Consider the following 12852-nt stretch of genomic DNA (forward strand, 5'->3'; position numbering starts at 1 on the left):
TGGTAGTTCAGTTGGTTAGAATACCGGCCTGTCACGCCGGGGGTCGCGGGGTCGAGTCCCGTCCACTCCGCCACTTTGTAGAAAACCCGATGCGAAAGCATCGGGTTTTTTATTATCTAGAGTTTAGTAATTCCCTTTCCTAGTGCTGTTACTATCGACTTAAACGGATTTTTACCTCAAATCGTTACAGCCTGATATTTGTCATAGTTTTCATATAGCCATTCAAGTCTACATTCACATCTATCAATTAAGTTAATTGCAAGTAATTGAGAATCATTATCTAATAGGTCAAAAAAGGACTATTAGAATGAATCTATCTCGCCGTACTTTCTTAAAAAGCTCATTATCATTTTCTGCTATTGCTGCTATCCCTGGGTGCTCATTAACAAAAGTCTCTGAGTCACAAGATCTCATCGTTTATGAGCTGACGGCGCAACCGACGACTGCAGAACTTGTTCCAGGATATCAAACCGAGGTCTTAGGCTTTAACGGCCAAATTCCTGCGCCCACAATTCGCTGCAAGCAAGGACAGAAGGTAGTCATTCGTTTCACTAACAAGCTAGACGAACCCACGACGATTCACTGGCATGGACTTCGAATACCTATCGAGATGGATGGCGTACCTTTCCTAAGTCAGCCCCCGATAATGCCTAATGAAACCTTTATCTATGAATTTACGCCGCCAGATGCCGGAACCTTTTGGTATCACCCTCATATGAATAGCGTGGTTCAACTCGGCAAGGGATTGGTTGGAGCGCTTATTGTTGAAGAGAGCGAGCCTTTAGAATTCGATCATGATATGGAATTAGTATTAAAAAATTGGCACATAGACAAAAAAGGTAATTGGAAGCAGCTAATGATTCCTCGATATAGCGCTCGTATGGGTACTCCTGGTGAGTGGGGAACAGTTAATGGCACCAATGAACCTAATTACAAAGTTCGTCCTAACGGGCTTATTAGAGCGCGTGTGGTAAATGTTGATAATACCTTAACTTATAAGATCGCTGTAGAAGGTGCGACAGCTTGGGTAATTGCTATAGATGGAAACCCAATAGCCACTCCGTATAAGCTTACTAACCATAAAATGGGCCCTGGTATGCGTCTTGATTTGGCCATAGTTGCCCCTAAGCAAGATGGTTCTACATTCTATGTTCGCCACCTAAAAGGAAACTTTCCATTTCCTCTTTGTGCTTTCTCAGTCAAAGGTGGGAGCGTTACTAAGGAACAAAAGATACCATCCTTACCATTAAACCCAATTCCAAAGCCTGACCTATCGAATGCCATCACCAAGGACTTTGTCTTCGAGTGGGAAGGGGCTGTTACTCCAGCAAGTAAAGACGGTAAAGCTATACCTAAGTTCTGGTTAATGAACAAACGAGCTTGGGAAGGCATGAGTAAAGATAAAATTCCAGATCCTATTGCAGAGTTGGAGTTGGGCCGTACTTATATTTTCGATCTCAGAAATGTCACGCAGTATCACCATCCTATTCATCTACACGGTCATACTTTTACAGTGCTTGAGCTGGATGGCCAAGAGGTCGAGCCATTTCATACCGACACAGTGTTACTTGGAAAAAACGGCAGAGCAAAAGTTGCATTTGTTGCAGATAACCCTGGAAGCTGGATGTATCACTGTCATGTTATTGAACATATGAAGACAGGACTAATGGGATACGTCAAGGTGAGTTAAAAGTGACTCCTGTAACGTTTTAAATTTTGACTACAAACGATAGCCATCTTGTCTTATGAAAACATAATTTTCGCTGACTTCTGTCGAAATCATCAAGTGTTCGTATACTATTAGCTCTATAGGCATTTAATTTTAGGTACTCGATGATGGGTCAGTTTGCAGTTTTAGGTTTTATAGCGATAGGTGGTGCTTTTGGTGCATGCTCACGCTACTTAGTTTCAGAATTATGTATTGTACTTTTTGGTCGAGGGTTCCCTTATGGGACACTTACCGTTAACGTAGTTGGTTCGTTTATTATGGGGTTGCTCATAGCAGCTTTTGAGACTGAGGTACTTGCCCCAGAGCCATGGCGTCAAATAATAGGTCTTGGGTTTCTTGGCGCTTTAACTACCTTTTCTACGTTTTCCATGGACAATGTACTCTTGATGCAACAGGGAGCATTTCTGAAAATGGGGCTCAATGTTCTGCTCAATGTGGTTCTAAGTATCTCGGCATGTTGGATAGGGTTTCAGTTGCTGATCAAAAGTTAAACAAAAAGATACATAGTTTGGTTGAAAAATCGGAACTAATTATTCTATAATCGCTTCAATACTTGTCGGAGTGCCTTAGGGCTGAGACCGTTAATTCGGGATCCGTTGAACCTGATCTGGTTAGTACCAGCGAAGGGAACAGGAGAAATAAAATGGAAACCCTCCCTCTTTTATTTGTCAAATAGCGCAAGCTATTGTGGTTGATACCTCTTGTACTCACACATCCGTCAAGCATTTATCTTTTATAACTATATGATATATAAGGAAATGCTATGTCGACACGTAAGCAAAGTAGACTGGAAGCAAAAAACTTCATCGATACACTATCGGTGACTCCCTATCCAAACTCTCAGAAGACCTATATTCAAGGTAGCCGCAGTGACTTACAAGTCCCTATGCGCGAGATATCGTTGGCCGATAGCCTAATTGGAGGCAGTCAAGATAATCCTATCTATGTTCCCAACGAACCTATTCATGTCTATGACACGTCCGGTGTTTATACCGATCCAAACCACCATATTGACCTCTATTCAGGCCTACCAAAGTTAAGAGAACAATGGATTGATGAACGTTCTGATACGGAAGTATTAGCCGGTGTGAGCTCTGAATTTGCCAAAGAGAGACTTGAGGATGAGACGCTTGACGAGCTTCGCTATGGCCAGCTTCCCCGTATTCGACGAGGTGTAGAGGGCGCATGTGTTACTCAGCTCCATTATGCTAGGAAAGGCATCATTACTCCTGAAATGGAATATATCGCGATACGCGAGAATATGGGACGTCAAAAACTCAATGATGAAATGCTCACCCAGCAGCATCCGGGTCAGCACTTTGGTGCTAACCTACCTAAAGAGATTACGCCAGAATTCGTTCGAAAGGAGGTCGCTGAAGGGCGCGCGATCATTCCTTCCAATATTAACCACCCCGAGTCAGAGCCAATGATCATTGGACGCAATTTCTTGGTGAAGGTTAATGCCAATATTGGCAATTCATCAGTAACTTCATCGATTGAAGAAGAAGTAGAAAAACTTGTTTGGGGCACTCGTTGGGGCGCCGATACGGTAATGGATTTGTCGACGGGCCGTAATATCCACGAAACCAGAGAGTGGATATTAAGAAATAGCCCAGTGCCAATTGGTACGGTTCCTATGTATCAAGCCTTAGAGAAGGTGAATGGGGTTGCTGAAAATCTTACTTGGGAAGTTATGCGTGATACGCTTATCGAGCAAGCAGAGCAGGGCGTTGACTACTTTACTATACATGCTGGCTTACTTCTGAGTCATATTCCGATGACTGCTAAACGTGTTACTGGAATCGTATCTCGCGGCGGATCCATTATTGCTAAGTGGTGCCTTGCCCACCACGAGGAGAGTTTCCTCTATACCAACTTCAAAGAAATCTGTGAGATATGTGCACGCTATGACGTGGCTCTTTCCTTAGGAGATGGCTTACGCCCTGGTTCTATTGCTGATGCCAATGATGAAGCTCAGTTTGCCGAATTACGCACACTTGGGAAGCTCACTAAAATTGCTTGGGAACACGATGTACAAGTAATTATTGAAGGTCCAGGCCATGTTCCAATGCATATGATCAAAGAGAATATGGAAGAGCAACTGGAGCATTGTCATGAAGCACCATTCTACACGTTGGGTCCACTCACAACAGATATTGCACCAGGATATGACCACATTACGTCAGGTATTGGTGCGGCTATGATTGGCTGGTACGGGTGCGCTATGCTGTGCTACGTCACTCCAAAAGAACACCTTGGTCTACCAAACAAAGACGATGTAAAAACGGGGCTTATCACCTATAAGCTCGCCGCTCACGCTGCCGACTTAGCTAAAGGGCATCCTGGTGCACAAATTCGGGACAACGCTTTGTCAAAGGCTCGTTTTGAGTTCCGTTGGGAAGACCAGTTTAACTTGTCATTAGACCCTGATACCGCGCGTCAATTTCACGATGAGACCCTCCCTCAGGAGTCCGGAAAAGTCGCTCACTTTTGTTCTATGTGCGGACCTAAATTCTGCTCAATGAAAATATCTCAAGAAGTTCGAGAATACGCCAAAGAGCAGCAAGGGGCTGAGAGCATCGACATCAAATTGATTGATGATCCATTGGAAGGTATGCGTCAAAAATCTAAAGAGTTCAGAGCTACGGGCGCCGAACTCTATCATCCAGCCGTAACTGAAGAGTAAGCGAAGGAGCTTCCGTTGACACTTTTAATCCCATCTAATCATCAAGATCTTATTGAACACGTTCGTCATGTTCTGTCGTTAGCACAGAGTGTAGGCTTTGATATCGACGATATTCAGATATCAGAAGTCAAAGAGTCGGATGTTATTCACATTGATGACTCTGAACGTCGCCAAATCATCAGTTCTGATCTGCTATCAGTGCAAATGAATAATAAGGCGGACTATCGACTTCACTATCACCATGGTTTTGTAGAAAGCGATTTCCCCAAGGTGATACAGTCAATGACGCTTGGAGACGTTTATATTGATGTTCATTCGGAGTTTGAACGCAAGGATATATGGTCTTGTCGTGAAGAGGTGATTAAGGCGTCATCGGGAGCGCTATCGTTAACTGATGCTCAAGAGCACTTTGCTTGGTTTATTGTCTCTATTGTGTTGGATTTTCCTCTTGAAGATGCTGTTATGTTGGCTAGAGCTGGAAGTGTTTCACATGAAACATGGCCATCAAAAAGGGAGCAGTTCTTCACTCCGGTGATAGAAAACTCTCATCTAGCTATTAAAGTGGGATGGGCAGTGAGAGCGTCCACATCCGTATTTCCCACGTTATCTAAAAGCAGTCTGGGGCTGTACCCAGTTGTTGATAACGTAGAGTGGATTGAGCGCTTACTGAAACAAGGTATAAAAACGATTCAATTAAGAATCAAAGACCCTGATTACCCTAATCTTGCTCAGAAGATTCAGAAAGCCATTCAATTGGGTGAGCAGTATAACGCGCAAGTATTTATCAATGACTACTGGCAATTGGCTATTGAGTATGGCGCCTTTGGTGTACACCTAGGTCAAGAAGATATCGAGACTGCAGACCTTACCTTGTTGGCATCCAATAATATCGCGCTTGGTCTTTCTACCCATGGTTATTATGAACTGCTTCGAGTGGTCCAAATTCATCCCAGCTACATCGCATTAGGTCACATCTTTCCGACAACCACTAAAGTCATGCCATCAAGACCTCAGGGGTTGGTACGACTCGCTCTGTATCAGCAATTGATCGACTCTATTCAATATGGAGAGAAGCTAGGTTACCCAACAGTTGCTATTGGCGGTATTGATCTGCAAACCGCTAAGCCTGTTTGGGATTGTGGTGTTACCAGCCTAGCGGTAGTGAGAGCGTTAACTTTAGCGGCTGATACTCAGCACGTTATCAATGAGTTCTCACTAATAATGGCAGGAGAGCGTGATGGTCTCCGATAAACAGTTTCAACAATATCTAAGGCAGTTGAGCTTGCCCAATGTCGGTGAAAACGGCCAAGCGGCGATTTGTGAAAGTCATGTACTAATTGTTGGCTGCGGTGGATTAGGAACAGCAGCAAGCATGTATTTAGCTGGAGCGGGAGTAGGAAGAATCGTTATCGCTGATGATGATGATATCGAGCTATCGAACTTACCTAGACAAATTACCTATCGTTCAAATGAGGTTGGGCAATCCAAAGTAAAAACTCTGGCTGATTTTCTCAAGGCACAAAACCCAGACATTAATGTTAGGACCATTAAGCGTCGTTTGCACGGTAGTCAGTTAGCGCTCGAGGTGTCCTTGGCAGATGTTGTGATTGACTGCACTGACAATATAAAAACTCGGCAGGCAATAAACAAAGCCTGTGTTGAGAATCGCACCGCTCTAGTGACTGCCGCCGCGATAGGTTGGAGCGGTCAATTGTCGGTATTTCAATTTTCTAAACTAGCCACACCTTGTTATCACTGCCTCTATCCATTCGAAGAACTCGACATGGCAATGAAATGTTCAGAGTCGAGTGTAATGGGACCGGTAGTAGGGATGATGGGCGTCTATCAAGCATTAGAGGCACTAAAGGTTATTACAGATTTAGCTAATAGCAGTCACCCAGAGTTGAAGCTGTTTGATGGCTTAACTGGACAGTGGCAGTCCCTCAAGATTTCTCATGATGAGACGTGTTCAGTTTGCCGTGATTCGAAGATAACAACAGGAATCAAAAATGATCCAATTTACCGTAAATAACGCACCGAAAGAAACCTCTCACGAGCTTAACCTCATTAGCGTATTCAAAGAGCTAGATATTGAAACGCAAGGCTGTGCGGTAGCAGTAGACGATGAAATTATACCAAGAGCCAAATGGTCAGATTTCACAGTCAAATCCAACATGTCCATCAATATTTTCCAAGCTATCGCAGGAGGCTAATATGCTCACTATCGCCGGAAAGACCTTTAACTCACGTTTGTTTACTGGAACGGGAAAGTTCGCCGATAAGTCACTTATGATTGCAGCTATTGCTGAAAGTCAGTCAGAGTTGGCAACCATGGCACTTAAACGTGTTGACCTAAACCAACAAGATGACGACATCCTTAGTCCACTTATTGCTAATAACGTAAACCTATTACCTAATACATCTGGGGCGAAGAACGCAAAAGATGCCGTCTTTGCCGCGCACTTAGCACGCGAAGCGTTAGGCACAAATTGGCTGAAACTTGAAATTCATCCAGACCCAAAATACTTACTACCAGATCCTATTGAGACCTTGAAGGCGGCGGAGCAGTTAGTAAAAGAAGGGTTTGTTGTGCTTCCTTACTGCCACTCAGATCCTACGTTATGCAAGCATCTAGAAGAAGTGGGTTGCGCTGCGGTGATGCCTTTGGGAGCGCCCATTGGTAGTAACAAAGGTTTGGTAAGTCGTGATTTCTTAGAAATTATAATCGAGCAGGCTAACGTACCAGTGGTCGTTGATGCCGGAATCGGTGCGCCTTCTCATGCTGCGTTGGCAATGGAAATGGGCGCAGACGCTGTGTTGGTGAATACAGCGATTGCCGCGGCGGCAGATCCAGTTCAAATGGCTCGTGCATTTAAGCTCGCAGTCGAATCTGGGCGTTTGGCCTATGAAAGTGGCCTAGCAGGAACGGTAAACCATGCGGTGGCATCCAGCCCGCTAACCGCTTTTCTTGATTCAATGTGAGTTTGATAGATAAAGGTGAAACGATGAGTTTTGTTGAGGAACACGCTAAGTACAACTGGGACGACGTTCGTCTATCAATATACTCGAAAACAGAAAGAGACGTTCAGCGTGCTTTGAGTAAAACCAAGTTAGATCTTGAAGACTTCAAGGCGTTAATTTCTCCGGCGGCAGAGCCGCACTTAGAGCAATTAGCGCAGCGCTCTTTTGCGCTCACTCGTAAGCGTTTTGGGCATACTATGTCGATGTACATTCCATTGTACCTTTCTAATCTCTGTGCCAATGCTTGTACCTATTGCGGCTTCTCAATGGAAAACCGTATTAAACGCAAGACACTCTCTGAAGAGGAAATCAATGCTGAATGCAATGTGATTAAATCTATGGGATTTGACAATATTCTATTGGTAACGGGAGAGCATGAAAACAAAGTAGGGATGAAGTATTTCAAGCAAGTTCTTCCAGCAATCAAAAAGCACTTCAGCTACCTAGCAATGGAAGTTCAACCTTTGGACCAAAATGAGTATGCTGAGTTAAAGCATAGTGGTTTGGATGCGGTTATGGTGTATCAAGAAACCTATAATCGCAGAACCTATGCCGAACATCATTTGCGTGGCAACAAGATGGATTTTGATTATCGGTTAGATACACCTGATAGATTAGCGAAAGCAGGTATCGATAAGATTGGTATTGGCTCGTTGATCGGCTTAGAAGAGTGGCGCACGGACTGCTTTTTTGTAGCAGCACACTTACAGTACCTAGAAGGCCGTTATTGGAAGTCTCGTTACTCTATCTCTTTTCCAAGGCTAAGACCTTGCGAAGGGGCGTTGCAACCAAAATCTGTAATGACAGATAAACAGTTAGTGCAATTAATATGTGCTTATAGATTGTTTAACAATGAAGTTGAGCTTTCTCTGTCTACACGTGAATCTCCAACTTTTCGAGACCATGTTTATCCACTAGGAATCACCAGTATCAGTGCGGCATCAAAAACACAGCCTGGTGGATACGCTAATGAAGAAGAAGAGCTTGAACAGTTCGCTATTAGTGATGAACGTAGCGCTCGTCTTGTTGCAGAGTCTGTTAAGCAGGTTGGAATGGAACCGGTTTGGAAAGATTGGCACCAATCCTATTCAGGATAAACCGGTATAGTCTATCGAGTGTTTCACGTGAAACAAAAAAGGAGCTGTTAACAAGCTCCTTTTTATTCTCTCGGGCAAATTAGCGAGCAAGCGGTGCGCAGGCTTGCTCTAACCAATCAAGCGCCTCACCTTCAACAAGTGGCGATACCTCATCAAACACTTTACGGTGATAAGAATCCAGCCAGTTGATTTCTTCATCCGTTAACAATGAGCTAACGATATTTCGCTTATCGATAGGGCAACGAGTCAACGAATCAAAACCAAGCATGCTAGCATCACCTTGTGTCGATTTCTCGATAACCAGTTCCAAATTCTCAATACGGATGCCAAACTCATCAGCGCGATAGTACCCAGGTTCGTTTGACAGTACCATTCCGGCAATGAGTGGAGTGTTATTCACTGCTTTAGCAATGCGTTGTGGTCCTTCATGAACACTTAAGAAATGTCCAACACCATGGCCAGTGCCGTGATCATAGTCAAAACCATTTGCCCACAAATGCTGACGGGCTAAAACATCTAACTGGTGACCACAGGTGCCGTTGGGGAACAGGGCGGATGCAAGAGCAATATGACCTTTCAGCACCAATGTAAACTGGCGCTTCATTTCTTCTGAAGGCGAACCAATAGCGATTGTTCTTGTGATATCGGTAGTACCATCAAGATACTGGCCACCTGAGTCAACCAGATATAGCGTATCTTTAATAATCGCACCAGGGACTTCTTGGTTTTCATGGTTGTAATGACACATCGCGGCATTTCCTGCAGAGGCGGAAATCGTGTCAAAGCTAAGGTCGACGAGTGAGCTATCGAGTTGACGGAATGATTCTAACTTATCGGAGAGAATAGCTTCATCATAGAGATTTCCGCTAGCCACTTCTTTGTCCAACCAAGAGAGGAACTTAACCATCGCAGCACCATCGCGGATGTGACAAGCTTTCATTCCAGCGATTTCAACATCATTTTTAGCCGCTTTTGGCATTAGACAAGGGTCGGCAAGTTGTAACTGTTTCGCTCCGAAAGCCTCAAGCTTTAGTTGGAACCAAGCATTACTGGTTGCTGGGTCTAAGGTGACTTTTTTACCAGATAGAGCCTCAAGAGCTTGCTCTAAATCGTTAGGGCTACATACTTCAACTCCGCTGCCTACGTGAACGTCGAATGCCGCGCGGTCGTCAATTCGTGACTCATCAATGAAGAACTTTGTTGAGCCATCGGAGTAGAGGATGGCATGAGCTAGTAAGACTGGCAGACGAGACACATCAAGCCCACGTACGTTCAGAAGCCAGCAAATCGAATCTAATTCAGTAATGATAGCGGCGTCAGCGTCAGAAGCCACTAGTGATTGTCCTAGAGCAGTACGCTTGTCTTGACTACTTTGTCCTACTTTTTCAATAGGCATTAAACGAACTTGGCTTAGCTGAGGTTCTGGACGATCGCTCCAATTAATGTCGATTGGGTTTTGTTCTGTTGCGACCAGTTCGAACTTACTACCCAATTGAACTAAGGCACCTTGATACCAGCTGCCACGGTGCATGCGTGGGTCTATACCAATACGAGAACCGACAGGAAGTGTCTCGGTTACCCATTTAATTGGTGGTTGCTCAATGAGGTGGCAGTATTCAAAAATACCATCAGGTACTTGTTTTCTTACTTGCACCGTATAACGGCCATCGACAAAAATGGCCGCATTTTCGCGAGTCACAACAGCAGCGCCTGCTGAACCAGTAAACTGCGTTAGCCAATGTAGACGCTCATTATGAGCGGGTACATACTCGCCCAAGTACTCGTCTTCGTGTGCGACGATAAACGCATCAAGATCGTTTGCTACAAGCCAAGCTTGAACCAGCTCAACTCGGCGAGAAATTTGTTCCTGCATCTGTTATTCCTTCATCATGGCGAAACAAGTCACCTGGTAGTATTTGCCCTATAAGCTAGCGCTTTTGCCGCCCATATACAATCGATTCCGGTGGCTGCGAAATAAGGTTTCAACAATCGAAACCCGACGTCAAAGGTTATACGGGTTATCTCAGGTGTAATGTCTTCTGACGGATAATATCAATCAGCCAAGTTAACGCGGGATCGCGATTTCTGTCCTTATGCCAAAAGAGTGTATACGCCATAGGAGGAAACTCTAATGGCAAAGGAAGCACGGTTAGCCCCATCTGCTCCGCGACTAGATGTACGAAGTGTCGGGGTGCGGTAAAGACGAAGTCGGTGTAACTGCAAAGTGCTGCGGCATTATTGAAGTCTGGAACGGTGATGGCGATATCGCGCTCTCTGCCCATATCTGAGAGTTTGTAGTCTAATAACCATCGATCACTTCCATCACAACGAACTTGTACATGGCGAAGCGACAAGTAGGTTTCCAAATTCCAAGTCTTAGATAGCACAGGGTGATTTGCGCGGACTAAACACATTTGGTTGTCACGATACACTTCAAGCTCTTGGATATCATCAGGTGGATACATGGTTCGAACTGCATCTCTAATATCGATGTCTTTACCTGTAATCCCTAAATCAAGTTCACCTTTTTGCATTCTCTCAAATGTCAGCTCAGTCCAAGAGTGGGTGCTGATGCTGAGGTTTGGTCCTTGTCCAAAAATAGCTGGTAAGAAGTGCGGCATAATAAGCGGATAAACGCTTTCTACCGCCGCAATATGGAATCGATATTCACTGGTAGTCGGTGAGAACTCGGGTGGTTCAGTTATCGATTGCATGTGAGTCACTAGAACTTCGAGCTTAGGTTTGAGCTGCAATGCCCGTGGTGTAGGCAACAGACCATGCGCATGGCGAGTAAATAATGGGTCGTCAAAAAGCGCTCTGAGTTTGGCAAGTGACTTACTTACGGCCGATTGACTTAGACATAAGCGGTTCGCAGCGCGGGTCACGTTACATTCTTCAAGTAACACATTCAGACACAACAATAAGTTAAGATCAATTCTGCTTAGCTTTTCGAGATTCATATTAAGACATTCCTACTGGGAATAATGCTAATGAGTATAAACCATTTCTGTTCATATCATAACAAGACTACACTCTGCGCAAACAATCTAAAGTTATCTTATCTGTAAGAGGTAAACACCTTGCAAACGGCACCGTCAAAAATCCAAATCGCAGCGTTAGTTATGTTGGTATTCTTTAGCCCACTGGCTATCGATATTTATCTTCCAGCGTTAACACAAATCTCTACTGCTTTCGATGTAGAGCATACGTTAGCGCAAGATACGATTACGTGGTTCCTATTTGCTATGGGTGTAGGACAAGTGTTTGCAGGTCCCCTTGCGGATAAACTTGGACGTCGAACGGTTGCTCTCGGCGGTATAGCTATCTATGGATTGAGTGCTTGCTTGGCGTGGGCGGCTCAATCAATTGATTGGATGCTTGCTGCTAGGTTGCTGCAAGGCTTAGGTGCGTGCGCGACATCTGTGGCAGCCTTTGCAACCGTTCGCGACATGTATGGGCCAGAGAAAAGCGGCAAGGTGATCAGTTATCTTAATGGCGCTATCTGCTTTATTCCTGCGTTAGCACCGATCTTGGGCAGTTACCTGACCCAACAATATGGCTGGCGTGCTAACTTTAGCTTTATGGCCGGCTTCGCGTTGTTTGTTGGTGCGTTAGTGCTATTCAACATGCGGGAGACCAATCCTAAACAAGAAGGACAACAGTACTTTGCGCTGTCGCGCTACATCGATGTACTGCGAACTCCGACGTTTGTTTTCCATGCGTCGTTATGCTTATTAGCCATGGGTGTTATCTTAGCTTATGTCACCTCAGCCCCAGTGGTTCTGATGGACAAGATGGGACTAACGATGAATCAGTTTACCTACTGGTTTGGTCTGAATGCGGTCTTTAACATTGCTGCATGCATGCTAGCGCCTAAGATTATGGATAAAATTGGTACTCACAAAACACTACAATTAGGTATTACCACACTATTAGTTGCCGGTGGGTTAATGGCGTGGGGTGCACGTTTCGCAACACCTGCATCATTTATGCTTCCTGTTATTATGTCGTCAATTGGCTTTGCGTTGATTCTAGGAGCTTCCGCAGGTAAAGCGTTGGCACCATTTGGAGATAAAGCGGGTACAGCGGCAGCATTGTTGGGTCTGTTCCAAATGAGTGGCTCTGGATTACTCGTTGGGACGATGCAAAGAGCGGGTCTTGATGCACCGTATATGATCGCAATGCATATGTGGTTAGTGTTGCCTGCGTTATTTATCCTAAGATCGAAAGTTGGCAAAGGTTGGCATCAAACTGTAAAAATCGGCTAATTAAAAAACGATTTTGTTTTCCAATTAAAGAAACAGGTGTATATTTAGCAA

Annotated in this window: 11 protein-coding genes and 1 riboswitch; of the genes, 9 read left to right on the forward strand and 2 right to left on the reverse strand. The window is 44.5% G+C overall.

Annotated features, from left to right (window positions below; genetic code table 11):
• Window positions 1-307: 307 nt before the first annotated feature.
• The 8 genes from HW45_RS02260 to thiH all read left to right on the forward strand — a co-directional run bounded on the left by HW45_RS02260 (window position 308) and on the right by thiH (window position 8533).
• Complete coding sequence (locus HW45_RS02260; protein WP_038224386.1) at window positions 308-1690, forward strand: multicopper oxidase family protein; 1383 nt, start codon at window positions 308-310, stop codon at window positions 1688-1690.
• A 146-nt stretch (window positions 1691-1836) separates the two neighbouring features.
• Entirely contained in the window at window positions 1837-2220 is a 384-nt protein-coding gene (crcB, locus tag HW45_RS02265; protein ID WP_006074609.1) for a fluoride efflux transporter CrcB, read from the forward strand.
• A gap of 56 nt (window positions 2221-2276) precedes the next feature.
• Window positions 2277-2375, forward strand: a riboswitch (TPP riboswitch).
• A 117-nt stretch (window positions 2376-2492) separates the two neighbouring features.
• Window positions 2493-4415 carry a phosphomethylpyrimidine synthase ThiC gene (gene thiC, locus HW45_RS02270; RefSeq protein ID WP_038224388.1) on the forward strand — a complete coding sequence of 641 codons (1923 nt, stop codon included), beginning with the start codon at window positions 2493-2495 and terminating at the stop codon, window positions 4413-4415.
• Window positions 4416-4430: 15 nt separating this feature from the next.
• Entirely contained in the window at window positions 4431-5666 is a 1236-nt protein-coding gene (locus HW45_RS02275; protein WP_038224390.1) for a thiamine phosphate synthase, read from the forward strand.
• Window positions 5653-6447: a HesA/MoeB/ThiF family protein gene (locus HW45_RS02280; protein ID WP_038224392.1), complete on the forward strand. Its 795-nt coding sequence runs from the start codon at window positions 5653-5655 to the stop codon at window positions 6445-6447. The genes HW45_RS02275 and HW45_RS02280 overlap by 14 nt, the downstream gene beginning before the upstream one ends.
• The gene (gene thiS / locus HW45_RS02285; RefSeq protein ID WP_038224394.1) at window positions 6425-6628 is read left to right on the forward strand and encodes a sulfur carrier protein ThiS; all 204 of its coding nucleotides are present in this window, start codon (window positions 6425-6427) and stop codon (window positions 6626-6628) included. Before HW45_RS02280 ends, thiS begins: the two co-directional genes overlap by 23 nt.
• A 1-nt stretch (window position 6629) precedes the next feature.
• Window positions 6630-7397, forward strand: coding sequence for a thiazole synthase (locus HW45_RS02290; protein WP_038224395.1), 768 nt, complete (start codon window positions 6630-6632; stop codon window positions 7395-7397).
• 23 nt (window positions 7398-7420) lie between these two features.
• A complete protein-coding gene (thiH, locus tag HW45_RS02295; RefSeq protein WP_038224396.1) occupies window positions 7421-8533 on the forward strand; it encodes a 2-iminoacetate synthase ThiH in 1113 nt (370 codons plus the stop codon).
• Window positions 8534-8612: 79 nt separating this feature from the next.
• Here the strand turns inward: thiH and HW45_RS02300 are convergent, their stop codons facing one another.
• On the reverse strand, window positions 8613-10406 hold the full coding sequence (locus HW45_RS02300) for an aminopeptidase P family protein (protein WP_038224398.1): 1794 nt from the start codon (window positions 10404-10406) through the stop codon (window positions 8613-8615).
• A gap of 145 nt (window positions 10407-10551) precedes the next feature.
• Complete coding sequence (locus tag HW45_RS02305; RefSeq protein ID WP_038224400.1) at window positions 10552-11493, reverse strand: LysR family transcriptional regulator; 942 nt, start codon at window positions 11491-11493, stop codon at window positions 10552-10554.
• Between the two features lie 162 nt (window positions 11494-11655).
• Between HW45_RS02305 and HW45_RS02310 the strand changes: the two genes are divergently transcribed.
• On the forward strand, window positions 11656-12801 hold the full coding sequence (locus HW45_RS02310; RefSeq protein ID WP_051867668.1) for a multidrug effflux MFS transporter: 1146 nt from the start codon (window positions 11656-11658) through the stop codon (window positions 12799-12801).
• Window positions 12802-12852: the final 51 nt, after the last annotated feature.

Source organism: Vibrio sp. ER1A (genome assembly GCF_000733315.1).
In the GTDB taxonomy this organism is placed as follows: Bacteria; Pseudomonadota; Gammaproteobacteria; order Enterobacterales; family Vibrionaceae; genus Vibrio; species Vibrio mediterranei.